This window comes from Mesorhizobium sp. M0062, from assembly GCF_040323125.1.
Lineage (GTDB): Bacteria > Pseudomonadota > Alphaproteobacteria > Rhizobiales > Rhizobiaceae > Mesorhizobium.
Genome location: NZ_JAMYUO010000014.1, coordinates 104,731 through 129,798, shown reverse-complemented (window position 1 = coordinate 129,798; position 25,068 = coordinate 104,731). Strand labels below are relative to the sequence as shown.

The 25,068-nt window shown below is 60.7% G+C and carries 17 protein-coding genes and 1 pseudogene; 10 read left to right on the top strand and 8 right to left on the bottom strand.

Features of this window, described 5'->3' with window-relative positions; all coding sequences use genetic code 11:
- Positions 1 to 273 precede the first annotated feature (273 nt).
- Complete coding sequence (locus NKJ64_RS18295) at positions 274 to 5,232, top strand: autotransporter outer membrane beta-barrel domain-containing protein (RefSeq protein WP_352463096.1); 4,959 nt, start codon at positions 274 to 276, stop codon at positions 5,230 to 5,232.
- A gap of 161 nt (positions 5,233 to 5,393) precedes the next feature.
- On the opposite strand, the gene NKJ64_RS18290 is transcribed toward NKJ64_RS18295, so the two are convergent.
- The 5 genes from NKJ64_RS18290 to NKJ64_RS18270 all read right to left on the bottom strand — a co-directional run bounded on the left by NKJ64_RS18290 (position 5,394) and on the right by NKJ64_RS18270 (position 11,317).
- Positions 5,394 to 6,626: a MalY/PatB family protein gene (locus NKJ64_RS18290; RefSeq protein ID WP_352463095.1), complete on the bottom strand. Its 1,233-nt coding sequence runs from the start codon at positions 6,624 to 6,626 to the stop codon at positions 5,394 to 5,396.
- Between the two features lie 49 nt (positions 6,627 to 6,675).
- The gene (locus tag NKJ64_RS18285; protein WP_352463094.1) at positions 6,676 to 7,815 is read right to left on the bottom strand and encodes an amino acid ABC transporter permease; all 1,140 of its coding nucleotides are present in this window, start codon (positions 7,813 to 7,815) and stop codon (positions 6,676 to 6,678) included.
- Between the two features lie 4 nt (positions 7,816 to 7,819).
- Complete coding sequence (locus NKJ64_RS18280; RefSeq protein WP_352463093.1) at positions 7,820 to 9,007, bottom strand: amino acid ABC transporter permease; 1,188 nt, start codon at positions 9,005 to 9,007, stop codon at positions 7,820 to 7,822.
- A 171-nt stretch (positions 9,008 to 9,178) separates the two neighbouring features.
- Positions 9,179 to 10,192, bottom strand: a complete 1,014-nt coding sequence (locus NKJ64_RS18275; protein ID WP_352463092.1) for an amino acid ABC transporter substrate-binding protein — start codon at positions 10,190 to 10,192, stop codon at positions 9,179 to 9,181.
- A gap of 165 nt (positions 10,193 to 10,357) precedes the next feature.
- Positions 10,358 to 11,317 (bottom strand): LysR family transcriptional regulator, encoded by a 960-nt coding sequence (locus tag NKJ64_RS18270; RefSeq protein WP_023671116.1) that lies wholly within the window; start codon positions 11,315 to 11,317, stop codon positions 10,358 to 10,360.
- A 444-nt stretch (positions 11,318 to 11,761) separates the two neighbouring features.
- Between NKJ64_RS18270 and NKJ64_RS18265 the strand changes: the two genes are divergently transcribed.
- Positions 11,762 to 13,036, top strand: coding sequence for a tyrosine-type recombinase/integrase (locus NKJ64_RS18265; protein ID WP_352463091.1), 1,275 nt, complete (start codon positions 11,762 to 11,764; stop codon positions 13,034 to 13,036).
- Between the two features lie 179 nt (positions 13,037 to 13,215).
- Here NKJ64_RS18265 and NKJ64_RS18260 read toward each other — a convergent pair whose 3' ends face one another.
- Positions 13,216 to 13,422 (bottom strand): helix-turn-helix domain-containing protein, encoded by a 207-nt coding sequence (locus tag NKJ64_RS18260; RefSeq protein WP_023825501.1) that lies wholly within the window; start codon positions 13,420 to 13,422, stop codon positions 13,216 to 13,218.
- A gap of 182 nt (positions 13,423 to 13,604) precedes the next feature.
- Here NKJ64_RS18260 and NKJ64_RS18255 point away from each other — a divergent pair, with 182 nt between their 5' ends.
- Positions 13,605 to 14,273 (top strand): hypothetical protein, encoded by a 669-nt coding sequence (locus tag NKJ64_RS18255; RefSeq protein WP_352463090.1) that lies wholly within the window; start codon positions 13,605 to 13,607, stop codon positions 14,271 to 14,273.
- A 265-nt stretch (positions 14,274 to 14,538) separates the two neighbouring features.
- Here the strand turns inward: NKJ64_RS18255 and NKJ64_RS18250 are convergent, their stop codons facing one another.
- Together NKJ64_RS18250 and traA are read right to left on the bottom strand one after the other, a co-directional pair.
- Positions 14,539 to 14,751: a helix-turn-helix transcriptional regulator gene (locus NKJ64_RS18250; RefSeq protein WP_352463089.1), complete on the bottom strand. Its 213-nt coding sequence runs from the start codon at positions 14,749 to 14,751 to the stop codon at positions 14,539 to 14,541.
- Positions 14,752 to 14,880: 129 nt separating this feature from the next.
- Complete coding sequence (traA, locus tag NKJ64_RS18245) at positions 14,881 to 17,865, bottom strand: Ti-type conjugative transfer relaxase TraA (protein ID WP_352463088.1); 2,985 nt, start codon at positions 17,863 to 17,865, stop codon at positions 14,881 to 14,883.
- Positions 17,866 to 18,037: 172 nt separating this feature from the next.
- On the opposite strand from traA, the gene NKJ64_RS18240 reads away from it, so the two are divergent.
- The 7 genes and pseudogenes from NKJ64_RS18240 to NKJ64_RS18210 all read left to right on the top strand — a co-directional run bounded on the left by NKJ64_RS18240 (position 18,038) and on the right by NKJ64_RS18210 (position 24,748).
- A complete protein-coding gene (locus tag NKJ64_RS18240; protein WP_352463087.1) occupies positions 18,038 to 18,364 on the top strand; it encodes a conjugal transfer protein TraD in 327 nt (108 codons plus the stop codon).
- Position 18,365: 1 nt separating this feature from the next.
- Positions 18,366 to 18,614: a conjugal transfer protein TraD gene (locus NKJ64_RS18235; RefSeq protein WP_352463086.1), complete on the top strand. Its 249-nt coding sequence runs from the start codon at positions 18,366 to 18,368 to the stop codon at positions 18,612 to 18,614.
- Positions 18,615 to 19,004: 390 nt separating this feature from the next.
- Entirely contained in the window at positions 19,005 to 19,451 is a 447-nt protein-coding gene (locus tag NKJ64_RS18230) for a hypothetical protein (protein WP_352463085.1), read from the top strand.
- 395 nt (positions 19,452 to 19,846) lie between these two features.
- Positions 19,847 to 19,973: pseudogene (locus NKJ64_RS18225) on the top strand (transposase); the annotation flags it as partial.
- A 915-nt stretch (positions 19,974 to 20,888) separates the two neighbouring features.
- Entirely contained in the window at positions 20,889 to 22,307 is a 1,419-nt protein-coding gene (locus NKJ64_RS18220; protein ID WP_352463084.1) for a phenylacetate--CoA ligase family protein, read from the top strand.
- Between the two features lie 16 nt (positions 22,308 to 22,323).
- Complete coding sequence (locus NKJ64_RS18215) at positions 22,324 to 23,541, top strand: aminotransferase class V-fold PLP-dependent enzyme (protein ID WP_352463083.1); 1,218 nt, start codon at positions 22,324 to 22,326, stop codon at positions 23,539 to 23,541.
- Positions 23,542 to 23,548: 7 nt separating this feature from the next.
- Positions 23,549 to 24,748 carry an MFS transporter gene (locus NKJ64_RS18210; RefSeq protein ID WP_352463082.1) on the top strand — a complete coding sequence of 400 codons (1,200 nt, stop codon included), beginning with the start codon at positions 23,549 to 23,551 and terminating at the stop codon, positions 24,746 to 24,748.
- Positions 24,749 to 25,068 lie beyond the last annotated feature (320 nt).

The following is a 25,068-nucleotide window of genomic DNA, read 5'->3' as shown; positions in this document are numbered from 1 at the left end:
ATTCCGTAAGGTCTCTGTTTAATAAGCTATATCTAATATTGACTATTTTCTGTCGCTCAAAAGTCGCAGACTTCATTTTACTGATCACCGTTAGCTTCTTGGTAGCTCTCACGACTATAAACTTCTTGCGGGCGAATAGCTTTCATGCTGCCTTCGCGCACTCAGGAATCAGGGAGCTTAGGCATGGCGGAGCGGATTGCGCGTGATGGGTTTTGGGTTTTGCATCTCGCGCGCTTGCCGCAAGTCGTGTCGCTTCGCTCCGGCACTTCCGCCTTGACGATCCTAACTGTTGCCCTTGCGCTGAGCGCCGCGCCGGCTCGGGCCGATGGCGGCAATGGTAGCAGCGCAGGCGCTGGACAAGGTGGCGTTGACGGCGCGCTCGCGAGTGCCACGGGTCAGAATGCCGCCAATGGCGCGACCGCTGGTGGCGGTGGTGGCGGCATTGACCTCACGACGGGTGACGGGGCGCCAGGAGGATCGGGAGCGGTAAGTGGGACAGCCAACAACCCAAATGGCGTTGCCGGTGCCACTGGTGCTACGGGTCTGGTCATCTCGACAGACGGGACCATTGCAACCAGCATCAGCGGCGGGGCCGGCGCTTTGGGCTCCCCTGGCACGAATGGCGTCGTCAGGAGCGGCGGCGGTGGCGGTGGCGGTGTGGGCGTCAGTGCCACGGCCGACGTTACAGTCACTGGCACAGGATCGGTGAGTGGTGGCACTGGCGGCCGAGGTGGGACCAATGGCAACAGCGGCAGCGGTGGTGGCGGCGTCGGCATATTCTCGTCCGCAAACGTGTTTGTAGAGGCGGGCGGCAGCGTTACCGGCGGCACGAGTCTTTCCACAATTGGGGTCCAAGCAGGTGGTGGCGGCGGCGCAGCTGCCATCGTCCTGATGGGCGGCGGGACAATCCAGAACAGCGGGAATCTGCTCGGGGGTGCCGGTGGAAGAACAGTTCTCGGCGGCGGTGGGGACGGTGGCGCCGCTGTTCTGCTGCTTTCAGGTGGAACCGTCATCAACAAGCTAGGTGCGACGATCGTTGGCGGCAGTGGCGGTCAGGGCTCCTTGGCAGGCGGCGATGGCGCCGCAGGGATCAAGGGCGCCAACATCGCGGTCATCAATGCGGGTACGATCAGCGGCGGTGCCGTCGGCACCGGTGGCGGAACGCCGGCAGCCGGCAAAGCCATCCAGTTCACCGGCGGCGTCAATTCGCTGGAGATTCAGGCCGGCTCCACCATCACAGGCAATGTGGTCGCTTTCAGCGCCGCGGATACATTCAAGCTGGGTGGCGATATCAGCGCCAGTTTCGGTGTGTCGCAGATCGGCGCTGGCGCCAAATATGACGGGTTTGGGTTCTACGAGAAAACCGGAAACAGCACCTGGACCCTAACGGGGACGACAACTGCCGTCACGCCTTGGACCTTGTCCGGCGGGACCCTGCAAATTTCGAGTGACAACAATCTGGGCGCCCTCTCGGGCGGCTTGACCTTCGACGGCGGCACGTTGCGCACGACCACCAGCTTCGCCACCAATCGCAATGTCCTGATCAATTCGACCGGCGGGTTCGACACGGTGGCAGGCACGCAGTTGGACGTGTCAGGCCAGGTGACCGGCACCGGCACACTGGTCAAGAGCGGCGCCGGCACGCTCAACGTCAGCAATTTGTCCAACAGCTATACGGGTGGCAACATCGTCAATGCAGGAACGCTTGCCGGCAACACCGTGGCGATCCGTGGCGACATCCTGGACAACGGCGCTGTCTCGTTTCTCGACCTCGGCCCCCACACCTTCGGCGGAAATATCTCCGGCTCGGGCAGCGTCGACATCGAAGGCTTCGGCACGCTGACGCTGACCGGTGCCAACACCCACAGCGGCGGCACCAAGGTCGGGACCGGCAAAAGCATCTCGGTCGCGTCGGACCAGAATCTGGGTGCCGCTACGGGCCTGCTGACACTCGACGGCGGCGAACTCGGCACGACAGCAAGCTTCGCCATGAGCCGCGATGTCAAGCTCACTTCCGCCTATGGCTACTTCCGCGCGGCGGCGGGTACGACGCTGACCGCGAATGGCGAGCTGAGCGGCGTGGGCGGCGTCTACAAGGAGGGCGCCGGCACCCTGGTGCTCAACGGCGACAGCACCTATTCCGGCCGCACCACGGTCGACGGGGGCAAGCTCGTCGTCGAAGGTTCGCTTGGGAATACCGAAACGACGGTCAACAGCGGCGGCACGCTGGGCGGCTCCGGCTCGATAGGCGGCGCGGTGATCGTCGCCGATGGCGGCGTGCTGGCCCCCGGCTCCAGTCCGGGTACGCTTACGGTCGGATCGCTCAGCCTGAGCTCCGGTTCTATGCTCGACTACGAGCTCGGCCAGGCAGGAATTGTCGGCGGCGGTGTCAACGACCTGATCGAGGTGACCGGAGCGCTGACGCTGGACGGCAGCCTCAACATCACCGATGTCGGCGGCTTCGGGCCTGGCGTCTACCGGCTAATCAATTATGGCGGCGCACTCACCGACAATGGTCTCGAGCTCGGCAATCTGCCGGCCGGTGTCACGGCCGCCGACCTGACGGTGCAGACCTCCGTCGCCAACCAGGTCAATCTCGTCAGCAGCGTCGGCACCGACTTGCTCTTCTGGGATGGTGACGCGGCCGGCAATGCCAACAATGATCTGGTCGACGGCGGCAACGGCACGTGGACGGCGACAAGCCTGAACTGGACGACGAGCACCGGCCTGGTAACTGGCGCGATGAAGCCGCAGCCCGGCTTCGCCATCTTCCAGACGCTCGGCGGCACCGTCATCGCCGCCGGCAGCGCCGGCGCGCTTGCGATTACGGGCATGCAATTCGCCGCCGATGGCTACCGCATCGAAGGCGAAGCCATCACGCTTGATGGCGCTGGCGGCGAGAGCATCATTCGGGTCGGCGACGGCACGGTGGCCGGAGCAGGTTACACCGCCACCATCGCCTCCGTGCTAACCGGGACCAGCAGCCTGACCAAGACCGATGCGGGCACGCTGGTGCTGTCCGGCGCCAACACCTACACGGGCGGCACCACCGTCCTGGGCGGCGTGCTATCTGTTTCAGCCGACAACAATCTCGGCGTTGCCGCTGGCGGCCTGACGCTCTCCGGCGGGACGCTGCGCAACACAGCGGCGTTCAGCTCGGCGCGCGACGTCACGCTTTCGTCGGCCGGCGGCACCTTCGACACTGTGGCCGACCTGACCTTGTCCGGTGCGATCTCTGGCGCCGGCAGTCTTGCCAAGGCCGGCGCCGGCACGCTGACGCTTACGGGAACGAACAGCTATGGCGGCAACACGTTGGTCAGCGCTGGCACGCTGGTCGGCGATGCAACCTCGATTCGTGGCGACATCGGCAATTCCGGCACTGTCGTGTTCGACCAGGCGGCGGACGCCAGCTTCGCCGGCGATATCTCCGGCACCGGCGCAATGATGAAGGATGGCGCCGGCGTGCTGACGCTGTCAGGCACGTCGCTGCTGGACTGGACCGTCAATCAAGGCGGCCTCGTCTCGGCAGCCGAGCGCTTCGGTGGCGATGTCGCGATCGGCGCCGGCGCCTCCTTCACATTCGACCAAGTCGCCTCCGCCAGCTATGCCGGCGTGCTCTCGGGCGCCGGTACGTTCATCAAGGACGGCCAAGGCACGCTGCTGCTTGCGTTGGACAACTCAGGCTTTACCGGCGCCACTACGGTCAGCGGCGGCACGCTTGCCGCGGGCGCTGCGAACGCGTTCAGTTCCTCCTCGCAGTTTTCCGTCGCCTCGGGCGCCACGCTCGATCTTGCCGGCACGTCCCAGACGATTGCGGGGCTGAGCAACGCCGGAACGGTGCGCATCGCGGGTGGCGTCCCAGGCGACACACTTACCGTAAGCGGCGACTATGTCGGCAATAGCGGCGCCGTCGTTCTCAACGCTGCGCTCGGTGGTGACGGTTCGCCGACAGACATGCTGGTGATCGCCGGCAACACGTCAGGGACGGGTACCCTTCAGGTCGTCAATTTCGGCGGGTCGGGCGCCCAAACGGTCGGAGGCATCAAGATCGTCGACGTCGGCGGCGTCTCGAACGGCAGCTTCTCGCTCGACGGCAATTATACCTTCGAAGGCGATGCAGCGGTCGTCGCGGGCGCCTACGCATACAGGCTCTACAAGAACGGCGTCAGCACGCCGGCCGACGGCGACTGGTATCTGCGTTCGGCCCTGATCAACGGCGATCCCGATCCGCAGCCGCTCTATTCGCCTGGCGTGCCGCTGTACGAGGCCTATGAAGGGGTGCTGCAGGCCTTCAATGAACTGGGCACCATGCAGCAACGCATTGGCAATCGGTCGTGGGGCGAGGGTGCTACGCCGCAAGGTGCGGACCTGCCAGGCCAGGGCTCGGTCGACGGCAAGGCGATATGGGCGCGCATCGAAGCTGCCCATGCCGAGATCAAGCCGGAGACGTCGACCTCCGGCACGAACTATGACGTGACCACCTGGAAGCTGCAGGCCGGCGTCGATGGCCTGCTGCACGAAAGCGACGCCGGTACCCTGATCGGAGGGATTACGGCCCACTACGGAACCGCGTCGTCGGACGTCTCCTCGATCTTCGGGGCAGGGTCGATCGCTGCCACCGGCTACGGCGTCGGCAGCACGCTCACCTGGTTCGGCAGCGGTGGCTTCTACGTCGACGCGCAGGCTGAGGCGACATGGTATGACAGTGACATCCGGTCGGCCACGCTGGGCACCACGCTTGCGGACGGCAACAACGGTTTCGGCTACGGACTGAGCGTGGAGGCCGGACAGAAGATCGCCCTCAACGGCAACTGGTCGCTGACGCCGCAGGCCCAGCTTGCCTATTCCTCGGTCGACTTCGACACGTTCACCGACCCGTTTGGCGCCGTCGTGTCGCCCGGCAGCAGCAACAGCCTCGTCGGTCGCCTCGGCCTCTCCGCGGACTATGAAGACCAGTGGGTGGACGATGCGGGGCAAGTCAGCCGCACGCACATTTACGGGCTCGGCAACCTTTACTACGACTTCCTCGACGGAAATGATGTCGATGTGTCTGGCACGAAACTGGTCAGCGAAAATCAGGCGCTGTGGGGCGGTGTCGGCCTTGGTGGCTCGCTGAGCTGGGCGGACGGTCGCTACGCCGTCTTCGGAGAAGGAACAGCGCGGACAAGCCTCAAGGATTTTGGCGATAGCCACGCCCTGGGCGCCAAGCTCGGGTTCGCTATGAAATGGTAGCGGCGATCGAGATGGACATGTCGACCTTGGCTTGAGCGTCGTGTCCGGCACGGTTATGGATCCGGACTTGCGGGCCACCCGGCTCGTCGGCCCTCGGACGTTTCCTTACCGGCTGCCGGCATCAAGTACCAGGCTCGAATCCGAAGCACCCTGGCGGTCGATCACAGGGATGCCAGCGCGCTGGACATGCGCTCCAGCCCTTGGCGCAACAGGGGACGCGGGCAGCCGACATTCAGGCGAATGAAGCCTTCGCCGCCAGGCCCATAGACGCGGCCGTCATAGAGATTAACCCCGGCCCGATCGACAAAGAATTTCTGAATTCCACCCACTCGGCGATCGAGCGCGCACGCATCCAACCACACCAGAAACGATGCGTCGGGCCGCATGGGCGTGATGCCTGGAAGGTGTTCACCGGCGAACTCGCAAACCAGATCGATGTTGCCGGCGATGTAGTGCGTGAGTTGGTCGAGCCACGGCGCGCCGCTGCTGTAAGCAACCTCCAAAGCCAGGCGGCCGAAAAAGTTCGCATTCACCATGAATGACGCCTGCATTGCGGCAAGAAGCGCCTCGCGGCGCTTTTTGCTGGCTACCGAAATCGTTGCCGAAGGAACCCCGGCAAGATTGAAAGTCTTCGTTGGAGCGGTGCAGATGAACGATTTCTCCGCAGCATCTTCCGAGATGGAGGAGAAGACGATGTGAGGACGATCCGACAACCTTATGTCGCAGTGAATGTCGTCCGATATGACCAGGATCCCATGGCGCTCGCAGACGTCGTTGAGCGCCGCCAATTCTTCGCGTGTCCAGGCCATTCCGGCAGGGTTGTGAGGATTGCACAGCAGGAATGCCTTGGCACCGCCGGCCGCCAGTTTCTCGAAATCCTCCAGATCAAGTTCATATCTGTTGTTCTGCAGCCTCAGCCGGTTCGTAAGCAGAACCCGCCCGTTTCCCTGAACAACTTCGAAATAGGGCGAGTACACGGGCGACTGCACAATGACGCCGTCACCGGGCTTGGTGAAGGTTCGCAGTATCGCAGCCACGGACGGCATGATCGCCGGCGCGGGAAGCAAGGTCTCCAGTTTCGGCGACCAGTTGTGCCGGTGCGCGAACCACGATTGCACGATCTCATAGTGGCGCGGATCGCGGCGTGTGTAGCCGTAAATGCCATGCTCCGCGGCCTCGCGCAGTCGCGCGATGACGGTTTCCGGAGCGCGGAAGTCCATATCCGCCGTCCACAGCGACAGCAGGTCCTGGCCCTCGACCTGGGGAGAGAACTCGTCCCACTGGTTGGCCCATTTGACGGATCCGAACTGCTGACGGTCGTGGATCTGGTCGAAATCTATTCCCGCGATATGTCGCTGCCCATGCGCCGATGCGGGCGTGTCTGCACAAGCCATTTGATAGTCACCTTGCCGCGGGCATTGCTTGTGGCATCATCATCGCCTCCTAGGATTTGTGGCCACGCGCCAATTGGCGCTCCATAGATTGCGAGTAACGCGACATGCCGAAGCAAAAGCTCCAGTAGACTAACCCCGCAAAGAGGTAGCCGGTTGATGAGATCGTCGGGCCTGCCCAGTTCGGATCGACGCGCGCCGTTTCGACGGCCTTCAGGAAATCCGCGATGCCGACGATGGCGACCAGAGTCGTGTCTTTGAACAGACCGATGAAGGTCGAGACGATGCTCGGTATGACGATCGTCAACGCCTGAGGGAGGACGATCAGGCGCATCATGTCGAAGTAGCCGATCCCGAGCGCCTTGGCCGCTTCGTATTGGCCCTTCGGGATCGCCTGAAGGCCGGCTCTCACGACCTCGGCCATATAGGCGGACGAGAACAACGCTATCGCGATGAGCGGGCGCAACAGACGATCAGGCGTCAGATAATCCGGGACGAAGAGCGGCATCATGAAGTTCGCCATGAACAACACTGTGATAAACGGCACGCCGCGGACGACTTCGATGAACGTGACGCAAACCGTCTTGACGAAAGGGAGTTCCGACCTGCGTCCAAGCGCCAGGATAACCCCGATCGGAAGCGAGAAGACGATACCCACGATCGACATCAGCAACGTGATCAAGAGACCGCCCCAGAGCGTCGTATCGATGACAGGCAAATGAAGCCAGGCAACGCCGCGCACGAGAACGAACGCGGCCACGGGGTAGACGAGGAAGAACAGCAACGCCGCCACTTTGCGCCGCGGAGCCTTCGTCCACAGGAGCCAAACGATGAGGATGGCGCCGATCGCCTGCGCAAGGTCCACCCGCCACCGCTCGGAAACCGGATACGCGCCGTATCGCAGGTAGTCGAACTTCTCGGCGATGAAAGGCCAGCAAGCCCCCTGGCTGTTCGCACGGCAAGCTTCGTGGCCGCCGCTCCAGACCGCGTTGAAGATCGCAAAGCTCAGGAAGTGATGCAGCAGCCACGCGGCGAGGAGGACAAAGCATATTGTCAGCGCGCCTGAAGACGGCGTCGAAAACAGGTTCTTTTTCATCCAGCTCACTGGACCCGGTCGAACGTCCGCGGGAGGCGCCATGGCTGGTATGAGCGCGCTGATGACAAGTGGCGAACGCATGGACTGATCGCTCATCCCGTCACCTTTCAACGATTGCAAAATGTCGGTTGCACGCGTTCATGACCAACGACGTGGCAAGGGAGATAACGAGATAGACCGACAGGGTAATCGCCATGACCTGGAGGGCGGCTCCGGTCTGGTTGAGCACCGTGCCCGCAAAGATCTGAACGAGGTCGGGATAGCCGATGAACACGGCAAGCGACGAGTTTTTGATGAGATTCAGATACTGGCTTGTCAAAGGGGGTATGATGATGCGCAGCGCCTGGGGAACGACGACCAGACGAAGCGTCTTGCCCGGCGCCAGCCCCAGCGCATGCGCAGCCTCGGTCTGGCCCTTTGGCACTGCCTGGATTCCACCTCGCACGATCTCGGCGATGTATGAACCGGTGTAGACCGACAGACCGATCAGGAGAGCGGCAAACTCCGGATAGAGCTGATGCCCGCCTTGAAAATTGAAACCCCGCAGCTGCGGGGCGACGAACGAGACCGGCTCGCCAGCCGCCAGGAAAAGGACCAACGGAAATCCTATCAAGGTCGCCAGACTGACCAGAAGCACCGGCAGCTGCCTGCCCGTCCGCCTCTGGACGCTCCTGGCGCGAAACCAGAACGCAACGCAGCAGGAAATGGCCGCAACGAATGCCAGGCCCACCAGACCCGCTCCCGGATGCAAATGAATCTCCGGAACGATGAGGCCGCGATTGTTGAGGTAGATGCCGCCGGGAATGGCGATGGAAGCCTTCGGCGAGGGCAACGGCTTGAGGACGGCGTTGTACCAGAACAGCAGCTGCAGCAATAACGGAACATTGCGCACAAGCTCGACATAGGCGGTCGCCACCTTCGAAACGATCCAGTTCGGCGACAGGCGGGCAACGCCGATGACGAAGCCAAGCAAGGTCGCGAACAGGATTGCGAGGAGACTGACGTAGAGGGTGTTGACCACTCCCACCCAGAACGCCTGACCGTAGCTGGACAATGCATCGTACGGTATCAGGGTTTGATTGATGTCGAAGCCGGCAGACTCATTCCAAAAGTCGAATGAGAGCGGAATCCCCCGGACCCGCATATTCGATGCAGTCTGCATGCCGATGCCCAGGGCCAAGGCCAGCAGGCAGCCGGCGAGCAAGAGCTGGTAGAAGATGCCCCGCACCTTCGTATCGTGCAGCGACAACCTCCTGCGCGACGGCGCGGGAAGCGACAAATGGGACATGGGCTGTTCCTATCGGGTCCGTGCAAGGCGCTGACGGTAACACGCCAGCGCCTTGCAACCATGCCTTTGCCTAAAGCGCGTCGGGTTTGAACGGACTCAGGCGACGCGCTTTAGGGTCTTCGGTATGCATGTCGTTGTCTCAAAACCGGGGCCATTTTTGAGCGACATGCATTAGCGGATCGGCGGAGCGTACTGAACGCCGCCTTTGTTCCAGAGCGCGTTCATGCCGCGCTCCATTTTCAGCGGCGAATCCTTGCCGACATTGCGATCGAACACTTCGCCGTAATTGCCGACCTGTTTGATCGCCTCGACCGGCCAGTTATCGCCGAGCCCGATGTCCTTGCCTATGCTGCCTTCCACGCCAAGCAGGCGGCGGATGCTGGGATTGTCCGACGATTTCATGGCATCGACGTTCTTGGAGGTGACCCCGTATTCCTCCGCGGCCACCATGACGTAGAGCGTCCACTTCGCCACATTGAACCACTGGTCGTCACCCTGCCGCACCGCCGGGCCAAGCGGCTCCTTGGAGATCAGCTCGGGAAGAACAATGCTGTCGTCCGGCTTGGCCATGCGAAGCCTCGACGCGTTCAAGGTGGAGGTGTCTGCGGACAAGACGTCGCAACGCCCCTCCTCATAAGCCTTCACCACAGCTTCCTCGTCCGCGAAACCAACCGTCGTGTACTTGATCGACTGCGAGCGAAAATAGTCGGCAAGGTTCAACTCGGTCGTGGTGCCCTGGGTGACGCATATCGATGCGCCGTCGAGCCCTTTGGCCGACGTGATGTTGTCGGCCTTGCGCACCATGAACCCCTGGCCGTCATAGAAATACGTGCCGGCAAACAGTATGCCTAGCGACGTATCGCGGGACGATGTCCAGGTTGCGTTGTGCGCGAGAATGTCGATCTCTCCCGACTGCAAGGCGGTGAAGCGATCCTTTGGCGTCAATGGGATGAACTTGACCTTTTGCGCATCCCCGAGCACGGCAGCGGCCACGGCGCGACAATAATCGACGACAAATCCGGTCCATTTGCCTTCATTGTCGGGGAGGCTGAAGCCAGCCGTGGCCGAATTCGTGCCACAGGTCAGCACGCCATTTTTCTTGACATTGTCGAGGGTTGCGGACCACGCCGAGGAGGCGGTGCACGCGATGGCGAGGGCAAGTAGGCCCTTGAACGTTGATCTCATTTCGGCATTCCCCTGTTATTGTTGAAAGGGAATGTGCTCTCCAGGTAGACTATTCGTCAAATCGATTGTCCTCATGGTCAAAATGAGCGCCCCTCATAATTGCGCAGCACCCGCTCGCAGGTAAAAAGGCGCTCGAGTGTTGAAACAGACGACAGCGCGCGCGACCTATTTTACGGCCGACCCAGGTCTCCGACGGTCGACCCTTGGTCTCTTGGTCCGCGACTCGTTGTAGATGCCCACGATGATTTCCCGGAGCCACCTGGTTCCCGGGTCATTCGCCATCTGGCGGTGAACAATAAGCCAGGCATTCACATTCGATATCGGAATGGGTGGCGGGACCAACGTCACCTCACTCCTCTCGTCCAGCATTTGCAGGATGGCATCACCGCAATGGGTAATCAGTTCAGTGCCGCGAAGCGCCCAGGGCAGCACCGGATAGTTGGAGATGGTCGCAACGACATTGCGGCGAAGACCCATCTGTTTGAGGGCGGCATCCGCGAGGCCTTCCGCCAGGCCATCTGCGGAAATCTGGAGGTGAGAACTGGCCAAATAGGTTTCCAGCGTCATAGCGCTTCTGGCGATCTTGCTTCCACTCCACACCGCGCAAAACAATCGGTCCTGGCCAAGCTCCACCTTCAAGAGACCTGGGTCGTCGCGTATCGCTGCTCCCGTCAGCGCACAGTCAACTTGTCTCAAATAGACCGATGAACCGATTTCGGGTCCGTTTGCGGGAATGACGTTCAGCGTCGCGCCAGGAGCTTGCCTGGAAAATTCTCGAATGAGGCCCGGGATGAAAACCATGGCATGATAATCTGTAAGCCCAACTCGAAAGTTGCGTCGCGTCGTTGCTGGATTGAAGATCTGATGCCGGTCGATCGATGCGCGGATCGTCGCGAGTGCGGCGGAAATATTCGACAGCAGCTCAACTGCCCGGGGAGTTGGCCGCATCTCGCCGCCATCTCTGGTGAACAATTCATCCTGCAATAGATACCGAAGCTTCGACAGGGAGTGGCTTACAGCTGATTGTGTTCTGCCCAATTCGGTAGCCGCCCGCGTCACGCTCCTTTCCCGCATCATCACGTCAAAGACCCGCAATAGATTGAGGTCGATATCGTTATAATTCATGGAATTACCTCATCTGCGACCTGAGACCGCACCAGGCGGCACTACCGCGTTGGTTGCGACGGTGACAGATGGGGCACGAAGAGTGAAGACAGAGGTTCGGCGCTACGCCTTTGAAACTCTGGCGGACCAGGTGACGACGACCGCCGCATCGCTCCGCGGCATTTCTGCGCCTGGCTTGGCGAGCAAGCCGGCAATCCGCCATGAACCCAGGGCGAGCATGTGAAGTAAAGTCAGCCGCACCCGCTGGGATGGGAAATCGCGGCGGTTTCAATGGTTTGATAGTGGCGGAGAGAGCGACAGCCATATTGCTGTCTCATATCGTCTCAATCAATGCAAATCATAAGGTAATATCAATGGTTTAATCTAAAATGGCTGTCTCGCGCCGTTGCAATCCGCATCATCCAATGCCATTATTTTTGGCGGGTAAGATGATGGGATAGAGAAATGCCGAAGATCGCGAAGGAACTTTCAGCACTAGCCGTCAAGAACTTGAAACACCCCGGATCGACCACACCCGGCAACGCTGTATTTGCTGTCGGTGGTGTTGCCGGGCTCATGCTCCAAATCACGCCGGGCGGCGGCCGATCGTGGCTATTGCGCACAACAAACGTGAATGGCCGGCGTTGCGAAATGGGTCTTGGCGGGCATGACGTATCATTGGGCGAAGCCCGCGAGCGGGCGAGGGCAACCAAAGACAAAATCCGCAGCGGCATAAATCCGCTACAAGAGAAGCGCGACCGTCGCAAAGCCGCGATTGAAGCCGCAAAGCGCCATCTCACATTCCGCGATGCCGTTGACAAATTCCTTGCCGACACACTGGCGGAATTCAGAAACGAAAAGCATCGGAAGCAATGGCAATCCACGCTGGACACGTATGCAATGCCCGTCATCGGCAATCTTGCCGTTTCCGAAGTCACCAAACATCACATGGTCGAAATCCTTAAGCCGATCTGGACGACCAAGACGGAGACGGCCACGCGTTTGCGGCAACGTTGCGAACGCGTGCTTGATTGGGCAAAGGCACACGGACACCGCGAGGGCGACAATCCGGCAGAGTGGAAGGGCAATCTCAATGCCATGTTGTCCAAGCCAAGCAAGGTTGCGACAGTCGATAATCAGCCCGCCGTTCAGTTGAAGGACGCGCCCACGTGGTTCGCAGCATTGCGCAAACGCGAAGGCACGGGTGCACGGGCATTGGAATTCGCGACATTGACCGCTGCGCGATCGGGGGAAGTGCGCGGCATGGAATGGCCTGAAATCGATTGGCACGCCAAATTGTGGACGGTGCCGGCATCGCGAATGAAAATGAGGCGGCCGCACGTTGTGGCGCTATCCGATGCGGCAATGACAATCCTAACTGCGATGAGAGAAGCCGCGGCCGCCGACACAGAATATGTGTTTCCCGCGATCCGTGGCGGCATGCTGTCCGATATGACGTTGAGTGCTACCATGAAGCGCATGCACGAAAGCGAGATCGAGGCGGGCCGCACGGGCTGGCTGGACAAGAACTCAAAGCGCCCAGCCGTGCCCCATGGGCTGCGGTCAACGTTTTCTGATTGGGCAGGGGAGTTGTCCGACTATCCCCGAGACATGCGGGAATTTGCGCTTGCCCACGCCATCAACAGCGACGTTGAGGCCGCATACCGGCGCGAAACCATGATTGAGAAGCGCCGCGCCATGATGAGCGATTGGGCTAAGTTTTTGCGCGGTGGGAACTGACCAAAGCACTAAAACATGAGCCTCGGCAACGCTGGCCGAAGGCGATAAGCTCGCGAGCAAAACGGAACGCTAAGCTGTTCAGCAACATCGATCGCTGATCGCATCGGGCGAACCGGAATTATCAGCGGTGGCGCTGAGATGTTTCCGCTCAGTTCGACTGGCGCTGCATGACGCCACCTCTAATTTCGCCTGGCTAAGCGCACGCCGGGCCCACCACCATTCTCTGGAATGAATTCGATGCCAGCGTTCTCCAGGGCGCCCTGTACCGCCTGCAGTGTGTTGTCGAACAAAACCTCGCCGCGCTCCAATCGCGCGATAGTGTTGGGAGAGACCTTTGCGAGGGCAGCAAGCTCCCGAATGCCTAGATGGAGAGCTGCCCGCGCCATCCGACACTGGGCCGAAGTTATTGCCATCCGTAGTAACCCTGTTACTAAATTGTTGCATTTGCTCGCCATAGATAGTAACACTGATACTACCGTTGATGCCGACAAGCATCTTGAGCGGTTGGACAGGTGCGGTCACACCTGTCCAACCTAACCACAACCCCAGCTTTCATGGAGCTCGGATCATGGATGATTCCGACAATAGCATGAGTTTGTCTTTCGTCACCCGGCGGCGCCTGCTGGCGGGTACGGCCACGGCCGCCGTGGCATGGCCCTTCCAGGTAAAGTCGCGGGCTGCCGAACTGAAGGACGGCCGCAGCGCGGCCGATCCTGCTCTCTGTCTGTGTGGCAACTGGCAAAAGATCCATGATGAGACACTGGCGCTGTGCCGCGAACAGCAGCGGTTGGAGACACACCTCGCGAGGACGGTCGGCTTTCCCTGCGCCAAAGTGCGTCTTGCCGATGGTAGGGACGTGACGCTCCATTCCATCGAGAGCCTCAACGATGTCTACTCTCCGGAAGATGAAATCGAATGGGATAGGGCGTTTGCAGATTTCGCGGCACACCAGGCGCGTTGGGATGCTGCTGATGATGAGATCGGCTATTCGAGAACAGACGAACTGATCAGGCAATCGGAAACAGCCGAAAGCGCACTTCTGGATGATCTACCGCAGACACCGGCCACGTCCATCGAAGGCATTTTGGCCAAGCTCACGGTCATTCTGCGTGACGGTGAGCACTGGGAACATCCTGACGATTTCCCCTGGCCGCATATCCGATCTGTGCTGGATGACCTCGTCCGCCACCATAAACATCGATCCGGCGATGATCGCGATCGATCGGGCAATCGTTAGCCGACGGACCTTATAGGCGGTGAGGATGCAGCCTGCTTAGAAGAAAGCCGGATCGGAGGCAGCCCGTCACGGCCGCTTTGCTCCAAAGTTGCCTTGGCTGAGCAACCCATCTTGTTGGGCGCCAAGCCGACTATCGTTTCTGGTTTGCCGTGTTCGCTCGCCTCGCCGGCGCTCCTAATGGACATGGGCTCAAGCAACAGTTCCGCCGCCGTGACCGCTGCGTCTCGATGAAGGCCAGCTTTCTGCGCAGTGTGCATCACCCTCATCACAACTTGTCGCCCTCGTCTTGCGGACGCCACGAAACGGGATTGGTGATCCAGCGACTGATGTCGGATTCATGCCAGCCTGCACCGTGGATACTGATCTGGATCTGGCGTGGGAAGGTGCCTTCGGCGATCTTGCGATAGATCGTGGACCGAGACAAACCGGTCCGGAAAAGGACGGTTTTCAGGCGGATGATCCGGTCTGCTTCAGGCATGGTCGCGCTGCCTCTCGCTGGCTGGTTCTGACTGCTCCTGATCCAGAGAGGACAGACACTTACGGGCTCGCAAGAGGGTTTTCCGGGTCGTCGTGCCCCGGCGTAGAGACGGCGGCAAATCGGACGGGTCTAGAGTCCAATGCCCCGGCCTCGGCCGAGGTCGATGCCGTGATTGAAGGCGAGTTCCAACCCGAGACGACGGCCTGATTCGAAGGTGATGCCGAGATCCCCCTTGCGGTTGGCGAGGATGGATTCAAGCTGCGGATCGCGTTCGAGGCTTTTGGCCATGTCACCCATCGCCGATCGCGTGGCTTTGTAGCCGGACATGTCGCCCGCCTGATACTGGTGCTGGCTGGTCCGGTCCAGTTTGTGCCAGCGTTGTACGAAGCGGTCGGCACGGCGGCTCCGATCGGTGCGGATTTCGGTTTCAAGCTGCAGGGCGCGGATGGCGCGATTGACCTTGCCACCGCCGGCCTCGCGAGCAAGGCCCGCGTCCTTGATGTAAGCGGCCTCGGCATCGCGCCAGCCATTGGGCCGCACCTCCTGGAAGGCCTTGCGGGCGTCAGCCAGTTCGCGCAACAGCGCCGGGCTGGCCCTGCTACGGGCATCCGCGGCGCTGAATATGGCGTCCACAGCGCGGGCATGACGCACGAGCGCATCGGTTCGGGTTTTCCGCAACGCCGCTTGCCCGTCCTCGGCGATCTCTCTGGCGGGCGCGGCGGGTTCGAGGCGCACTTCCTCTCTTTCCGGCCTGCGCATGGCGTCGAAGTCGGGCGCGCCATCTGCCGAAGGGCGCCGGCCGTCGAACATGTTGCGTAGCCTTTCAGGCACGACCTTGCGTACGATCTCTGCGACACGCTCGCGAAAGCTAATCCCGCGCCGCTCGGCATAGCTCTGCGCCGGGTCGATCTGGTCGTAATCCGACGCCATATCCTTGGCGCGGTCGCGTGACAGCGTCCGGACGAGCCGTTCGCGCGTCGCGAAGTCATCACGACCGTAATGCAGGTCCATCCTGTCGCGATGCCGCGACAGGGCAACGTAGCTGCCATGGGCATCCATTCCTGGCGTCGCCAGCACATGCGTGCGGTCGACGGTCATGCCCTGGGCCTTGTGAATGGTCGCAGCATAGCCGTGGTCGATGTGGGCGTAGTCCTTGAAGTCAAAGCGCACAGACCTGCCATCGTCGGTTTGAACCGTCATGGTTTGCGCGCTGACCTCTTCGATCACGCCGAGCGTGCCGTTCTTGACGCCAAGCCCGCGCTCGTTGCGCAGAAACATGACCCGGTCACCGCTGGCGAAGTTCCTTGCACCGCGTTCGACATCCACCTGAACTTCGTCGCCTAGATCGCCGGCAGCACGCATGCGGTCGCGCGCTGCCTGGTTGAGCGCGCGCACCTCGTCGTTTGTGTGAGTGAGAATGATCCGGCTTGTGTCAGGCTCTGCCTGCCTGTCGTGATCCCAGCGCTCGACAAGATCGCTGCGCACCTCATCGCGTGAGGCAGCCTGGTGCACCATGCTTTTTACGTCATAGGCGCCGATCGCGGCGCCGATCCTGCCGGTTGCAAGATCGCGCGTTGCGTCACGCTGCCAATCCTCGCGCTGCCGGCGCACCTGGCCCATCTCGACGCCGCCGTGACGTTCGTGGATGGAACGGAATGCAGCACCCGCTTCGATCGCCTGCAGCTGCTGCGGATCGCCGACCAGCACGACTTTTGCGCCTACGCCCGCCGCATGGGAGAGCACGCGCTCCAACTGGCGAGTGCCGACCATGCCTGCCTCGTCGATCACCAAAACATCACGCGCGGTGAGCAGGTCGCGGCCCTGCCCCCAGCTACGTTCCATGCTGGCGATGGTTCGAGACGAGATGCCGGAACCGCTTTCAAGATTCTCGGCCGCAATGCCGGAGAGTGCAGCGCCTCGAACCTCGTAGCCGGCTGCTGCCCATGCCTGGCGCGCCACGCCAAGCATCGCGCTCTTGCCGGTGCCGGCAAAACCGACAACGACACCAAGATCGCGACCGTCCGTGATGTGATCCAGTGCATCGCTCTGCTCGCCTGACAGAACAAGGCCATGACGATTGGCATCCGCCAAAGCAGTCACACGATCCCGATCACTCACCGCATGACGTTCCTCTCCGGCCATGCGTTCCGCCGCGCGATGCAGCCGCTGTTCGGTCTCGATCATATTCTGGGTGGTGAACCGATCGTCTCCACGGCCGTCCTTGCCCAGTTCGACCAGATCGGGCGCGTTGCCGATCGCGCCCATCACCTGGTTGAACTGTTCGATGCCATCGCTGTGCCGATGCGCGAACTTCGCCATGTCCTTTCGAGTAAAAGTCGATTGCTGATGCGTGATGGCATCCAGCGCCACGGATGGATCGGCAATGATGCGCGCGCCATTGTTGCGCGCGATCTCACGATGCAGTTCGGCGCGATCTGCTTCAATGCCGTCAGCGTCGAGGCCACTGCCCTCAATGCGCTGAGCCGGCGCACCGATCTTGGTTTGCGGCTCCAACGAAATGCCCTGCGCTTCCAGACTGCGATGATCGATGCGGACGTCGATATCGAGTTCAGCTAGGCGTTCATTGGCAAGTTCCGCCCATCGCTCGCGCCAGCGCTCGACCATCTGGGTAGCATTCCAGTCTCGAACCTTCGCCCCGAAACCGTTCTCATCGACTGAGCGCATGGTGAGCATAACATGAGCATGCGGCTTGGGACTGCCATTCTCCGCCCTGTCCCAATGCACATTGAGGTCCGCGACCATGCCCTGGCTGACAAACTCGGCCTGCACGAAGTCGCGCGCCAGCTCGATGCCTTGTGCCTGGCTCAATTCACGCGGGAGGGCGAACTCCACCTCGCGGGCGAGCTGGGCATCCTTGCGTACCTCGAAAGCCTCGACATCGTTCCAGAGCCGTTCGCGGTCGTTCCAGGCTTCCGGCGCATTCTCCGGCAGCATCACCTCGGAATGGACGACACCGCGCTTGGCCGAGAAGTCATGGCTCCTATCAATCCGCTCATCGCGCAGCCGCGCAGCCGAGCGGTAGGCAGCCGATGCCACAGCACTCGAGCCAGCCTTGCGGCCAATGACCTTGACGTGAAGATGATAGATCGCCATCGCGACCAGATCATTTGCACGTCAAACCGCACGTCGGCACGACGTATAAGCGCGCCCTCCCTCGAAAAATTCTCGGGATGGACCAGCCCGTCCCGGGGTGTCTCGGCAACTCTGCAGCCTTCCGGCAGGCCATCCCCTATCATTGCCGCATCGACAATCAATGGAGACGGCCATGCGTAAGCCACGAGACTTCGACGCCGAACTGAAGGCGCTGGAAGACAAAGCGCGAGAGCTAAAAACGCGGAAGGTGCAGCAACTTGGCGAACTGGTGATCGCCACCGGCGCCGACCAGCTCAGTACCGATGAACTGGCCGGTGCATTGGTCGCAATCGCCGAAACGGTAGACACCTCAAATCGTGAGGCATGGGCCAAGCGTGGGGTGATGTTTTTCGAAAGCAGGTCCCGGCGAACTGCTCCGGCATCTCAGCGCAACCCTCGCGGCGCTCCAGCGCAACCGGGCAGCACACAATCGCCGGCAGGCGGCACAGGCTCGCAATGACATGCGCACGTGGCAGGTCGAGCGCCGCAAGCGTACCCGACATCTGATCGAACTCGGTGGCCTTGTCGTCAAGGCAGGCATCGTCGAGCTGACTGCCGATGATCGCGCTACCATCTACGGCGCGCTGATCTGGATTGCCGCCAAGCTGCAAAGCGATGAAGGCGAACATGCGCGAAACCTATGGACTGCGAAGGGTATGAAGGCGTTCGATGGTGAAGGACTTGATAGGCAGATGGGCCGGCGAACGTAGCGATGGTCGCCGAACAGGGCGAGCCGAAGCCGTCCACCTGGTCACAACTGTTCAGTGCGAAATTGGTCTTTCACATTGACGGGGACGTTCGGCACATGTGATCTCGCGCCGACGAGACAGCGCACCCTTCACACGGGTGGGGTTGTCGCAGGTTCAATCCCTGCATCGCCCACCATCCAACCCCTTCGAAAGGTTGGATGAAACGGCCTCAGCCAAAACCTCTGAAAACTACCACTGGGGCGTAACTGGCGCGTAACCCAATAATATCGGCTCCAAGTGCAGAATCTTGGCCGGATGAACTCGACGCTCCCAGGTCCGAGTGGGGGTGCGAAGCACGGGCGCGAATAGTATGTCTTAAGCTTGGCGAGCGCCAAATGAGGGGGACGATCAATGTCAGACATCGACCACGCGGTGGTTGCGGCAGCAGCAAAAAAGCGATTTGACACGGCTTATGACCGCACCAAAAAGCTTTCCGACTTCGTAGGCATGCTCACCCGCTTGGCCTTTCTAGTACTGTTGGGCACTTTCGTGGCGAGCGACCTAGGCACTGGCTTCAGCTTCTCAGTCGTGACCCGATGGTGCGCATTGCTGGCCATCAGCGGAATTTCTATCAAGCTGACGCTGATGGTGGGGGCTGTCATAGGAGCGAAGTTGACCGAGTATACAAACTCGCAGTTTGCGCGGGTCCCTGGTGGCGTGAAGCGTTGGCATCCAGCACGACTCGCCATCGAGTTATTCTGTTTACTGGCAGTTCTCGGGCTTAGCGGTTCTCTGATTTCATATGGGGCTAGGCTGGCTGAGCGGATGTCTGACCACACCCACATCCAGAGCCAGTGACGCGCTCCGAGTCTGTGGAGCTCTCGAACTCCTCCACCGTAAATGGTCAGGCCGCCTCCTTCTCGAAGCGCAACTTATCTGCTGGCGCGTCGTGTCCACTCGTGGTTTAGACGGGCAAGACTACGGCCTTCCCCGCACCTGAGCGACAACCTTCCATCCTGCGGCGGCCAGAGTCCCGCCTGTTTCGGTGGCTAAGGTATAGGTCACGAGCATGTCGGTAAACACCTGCAAGCGTCTAAAGAGGCTCGGATCAAGGAGTTGCGCTTCGGGATCAAGCCGTCACCAGCGGACAAGCCCCGCGTCGGCAACGGGAGGCCAAAGGGAGGCGGGTTGACCTTGCCCCTCTGATCTAATCCGGTTTGAAGTTCGTTCTGGCCCATCGAGAGGACCAGGACATGAAACGTAGCCGCTTCTCTGAAGAGCAGATCATCGGAATTTTGAAGGAACACGAGGCCGGAGTCTCGGTGGCCGATCTGTGCCGCAATCAGCGACGCCAGCATCTACAAATGGAAGGCGAAGTATCGCCCATCGCCTGCCCTTCGACCACGCTCCCTAAATTGGCACTGATATCGACGAGCGCAGTTTCGGCCAGCAAGATCTCGACTAGGCGCGACGCCAGCGTTCGCACGCAGCATGCGGCCGACCCGACGTCGTCGCCGGGACGGGTCAGCAGCAGCGCGTCGCGTAGCGCCGCTTCGTCCTCAACCTTGTCGAACAGCCACAGACTCGATATGGTCTTTCCGCCTCAGCAGAGTTCTCTCAAATGCCCATGACCCGAGAGGAACATATCGCTTGGTGCAAGCAGGACGCACTTGAGGTTCTCGCCGAAGGTGATGCCCTTGCCGCGATCGCGAGAATGATCAGCGACATGCGTCTCCATCCCGAGACGTCTGAACCGATCCCCGATGGACTAGTTCTCTTCGCACTCAAGTCCGCGGCAGTCGGAGACTTCCGATATGTGCGTCAGTTTATAGAAGGGTTCAACTAGGCACAATCGTCGATCGTGGATTATTAATTCGCTAGCGAGTTGGGGAAGATCATCATTCGATACTACTTGTCGATGCAAGCTCGGTATGCTAAAGCACTTTGCGTAGCAAAAGGAGGAGCAGGTGAAAGTCAAACTTGTGCCACTGTCGGTAAAAAAGTCCGGCAACGCCTCTAAAACGTGCATATTGCGGGCTAGCAAGTAACGCTAGGCCGTCAAGGGCTGGAGGCTCTTCGCGCGTCCAGCCCTAACAAAACGACGAAGGCGGGGTGCATAGCGTTAAAGCTTGTGCTGCCGATGACCGGGCAACACGCGATAGCTCCAGACCGTGTTTTGAGGCTGCAGCCAAGGCGGCGGGGGTAAGCTTCGCCTCTTCATGACCATTCCAGGGAGAGGGCTTGGTGCGCCGGACACTGTGTAGGAGTGTTGTTTGCGAACAAGCGGGCGAGTCCGTGCGCCTTCTTGATACCAGAACCCAGTTTCACGTTGAAATAGCGGGCATTGACGAGGTCTTGCAGCAGACCGCGCTTCTGCCGGAGGTTGTGGCCAATTTCGTTGAACCTCTCGGGTTCCTGGATGAAGACATTCCCCTTGGCAGTCTACGGGCCAAGCAGCGCCCTTGGCGCAAGCAGCTTGCGGACCTGCACAGGAACGCGGTTCTGTCAGCCTTTGTTCAGAGACTGCGGGAAAGTGTTCCTTACTATCGCGAGAATAGTCGCGAACTGGAGGCGAAATCAGGCTTCGTTGGACTGCCCCAAGCTCCTCGGCTGTCAAAAGCCGATCTCCGCGAGCATTGGGCTGACATGCTGGATCCCCAAGTCAGCATAGCAGGCGGGCTGACCGATGGATCGCTCGAAATCGCCCAGACGAGCGGCTCATCAGGCGAGCGGCTGCAGGTCATCGCCCAGCTCCGTTCCGACCACTTGCCGCCTTACCCGGAACAGGTCTGGGGTATTGCGCCGCTACCTGACGCCGTGCGGGCAGCAGTGATCACAAGCCCCAACTGCGTAGTCAGATATTGCGGCCTGGCATCGGCGGCGCGCGAGGATCGCCTGATCGAACGAACGACGCTTCATATTGCTGGAAATCATGACATTTTTCACGCGGACGACAGTCTCGTCCGACAGTTTGCAGAGGATCTTGAGAGTTTCCGCCCCGACATTCTGGTTGCGAATCCGGTCTATCTCAACTGGCTTACTGCCCGGGCAAGGGGACTTGGCTTGCATTTACCCTCGGTTTCCCTAGTACTCGTAACTTACCAGTACACTCCTACGCTGCAGCGCCGCGCGATCGAAGCAGCCTGGAAAGCTCCCGTTTATGACATTTATTCGGCCACTGAATGCGGCGGCCTGGAGGTGGCAGTCGGCTGCCGATGTGGGCACTGGCACGTGTTCGAAGACCACAGTTTCGTCGAGATAGAAGCCTGCAAGACTGCTGGCTTGCCGCCTGGGGTCGGCGATGTGCTGATAACCACTCACGCCAGTGAGGTCATGCCTCTCCTCAGATACGAGATCGGCGACCTGGCAGCCTGGTCTGAGGTCGATTGCGAATGCCCGCTCAGCGACTGGCGCACTTTGATCTTCCACGGACGCTCTCAGGAAACACTTCTAGCGGGCCGCCGCCGCGTCACGACGCGGCAGGTCGACAGTGCGGTCGCTGAGGTCGCCGGTATTGCGTTTGCGCAGGTGTATGCCCAAGATGGTGGATTTTGCGCAGACGTCATTCCGTCCGAATCTGGAGGCTTCAAGGCAAGCGAGCTGCGGGAGGCCTTTTTCGATAAGTTTGACATACGCTCCCTCAATGTCAGAGAAGTCCGCGCGCTGCGGCCGCTGCCCTCCTTAAAGTACCCGCTGGTGCGTCCGGCGGCGTAGAGAGGCGTTTCCCATCATGCCATCCGGCCTTCGATCTGACTTCCCGATGCTTGAACGCCGGGTGGCGGAGCGTCAGGTTATTTACCTGGATTCGGCGGCTACTGCGCTCAAGCCCCGCACGGTAATCGAGGCTGAGCGCAGGCACGCGACTGAGGTAACCGCCAATGTCCACAGAGGCAACCATGCTCTTTCGGAAGAAGCCTCGGAATTGCACGAGGCCGCCAGATGGACGATGGGAGAATTCCTCAACGTCGCCCCTGCCGATGTGATTTTCGTCCAGAATGCGACGGGTGCGATCAACGTGGTGGCGTCCGGGTTGGGTCTTGCAAGGTCGGACAGGATCCTGGTATTCAGCTCCGAACATCATTCCAACATCCTCCCCTGGATGCGGGCGGGGCAGGTCGTCTGGCTGGATGTACCACCCGACAAGGCGGTCGGCCTCGACTTGGTGGCAGACGCTTTGGCGAAGTATCGCCCCCGCCTGCTGGCGTTTGCACATGTCTCAAATGTCTTCGGCGTGGTGCAGCCTGCCAGGGAGATCTGCCAGCTTGCACGCGAAGCCGGCGCGCTTAGCTGCGTGGACGCGGCACAGGCGATCTCCCATTTCCCGGTGGACATCCAGGAGATCGGCTGTGATTTCTTGGTTTTCAGCGGCCACAAAATGCTGGGCCCTCCCGGCATTGGCGTCCTAACCGGAAGGCGCGATGCCCTCGAGATGATCGAAGCGACGGCTCTAGGCGGCGGCTGCGTCACCTCGGTGACCCGGCATTGTTACTCGCTGAAGGCTTTGCCCGGCCGCCTAGAGCCGGGCACTCCGAACATCAGCGGTGTACTGGGACTCGCCGCCGCCGCCGACTACATCGTCAAGATTGGCTGGGAACAGATCCAGAACCGCAACCGGACGCTCGCTGCGTGTCTGAAGGACGTGGTGAGCAAATTGCCTGCCTGCCGCGGACTTTATTGCCGGGACGAGTCGACAGTGCCGATCGTCAGCCTGTTTGCGCCCGACGCTGTCGTTCGGATCGAAACAATTGCATCCGCGCTCAGCGATGAGTTCGGGGTGATGGCCCGGGCAGGGTTCCACTGTGCTTATCCGCTCCATGAGGGTTTGGGCCTTTCGGGAGGCACCCTGCGGCTATCTGCACATTTCTATAACGAACCTGCCGAAATCGGCTGCGCTGGTGAGGCATTGAATGTGCTGCTGACGCGTTTCCAGCGGGCAGGGGAAGGATGATGGCCTGATGACAAACGAACTCCAGCTGTCCCCACGAATCTTCTGGTCACGCAACCTGCTTTGCCTGGTGAGCTGCCAGATGGCTTACACGGCCGCTGGCTCGGTTTGCTTAGTGGTGAGTGGCCTCGCAGGCTTTTATCTGGCCGATCACAAGATACTGGCCACATTGCCATTCGCCCTGATCCATGTAGCGACCGCCCTGGTCACCTTCCCCCTTTCGCTGCTGATGCATCGCCTGGGGAGAAAGACGTGCTTTATCTTCGGCTCGCTGGCAGGGGTGGCTGCCGCAATCCTCTGCATGACAGCGATTGTCGTGCAGTCATTTCCGCTCCTGTGCGCTGGAAGCGCCTTGTTTGGAGTGTTTCAAGCAACTTCGGAATACTATCGCTTCGCCGCCGCCGAATCGGTGGCCGAACGTGCAATTCGCCAGGCGGTCGCCTGGACGATCGGACTAAGTCTGGTCGGAGTGCTTGTCGGCCCGCAGCTTGGCGCGGTCCTCGATGCGGTCCTCGCGCCACCGATGTTCCTGGGCAGCTACGCCGCTGTCGCGGCGTTCTCGATCGCATCGGCCATCCTTGCATTCGGCATTGAGGACAGGCGGTCACGTGTTCCGGTGGCGCACGTCGGCCGGAGCCTGGGTGCGGCCCTTAGGCGGCCCGCCGTCGGATTGGCGCTGGTGGCCTCGGCGGTCGCGTTTGGCGTGATGGTAACGGCCATGACGGCATTGCCGGTCGCCGCTGTAGGTTGTGGCCTCAGTGTCGGGGCGACCGGAGGCATCATACAGCTGCATCTGATCGGCATGTTCATCCCGTCGATGTTTGCTTCCCGGCTCGTGACAAAGTTTTCGGCGCGTCAACTCTTGAGCGCTGGCGGCGTCATCATGATCGCCGGATTGGGAAGCCTGTTTGGCGCAAAGGCGTTCATCCCGTTCGCGATGGGACTATTCCTGGTCGGCGCGGGTTGGAACTTCGTGTATGTGAGCGCCACGGAGATTCTCGCCAGCATTCCGGATTCTGAGGAGCGGGCGACGGCGCAGGGGTTCAACGAACTGCTTGAGTTCGCGATCATTGGCGCTTGTGCGCTCGGCGCTGGCGCATTCTACGTGCTCTTCGGCTGGAACACCCTCATCATCACGCTTGCCACGACTTCGTTGTGCCTGCTGGGGGTCATTCTCGCCAGCACCGTAAAACTTCGCTTCGCACCGTGATCTCGGTGGCTGGGACACCAGCGGGCCGATGTCGATCCCGACGAAAAGCTCCCCGAATTTCTTGGAGAAAGGCGAACCGGAGGCGTTCTGGATGGCAGTTGAGTTCAATCTCAAATCAGGCCTCATCCGGATGGTTTTCTTCAGACGAGATCGCAGTGAACTCAGGCGCATCGAGGTCGGGACAAGAACTGTTCCCACCAACACGCTAAGGTCGAATGGAGCATGAACGTCATGCGGCGCCGAGATTTATTCCGAGAGGAACTCTTCGCGTTGGTCTGGGAAAGGCTGTCGCAAAGGAGCTCGGCGTTTCCGATGTGGCA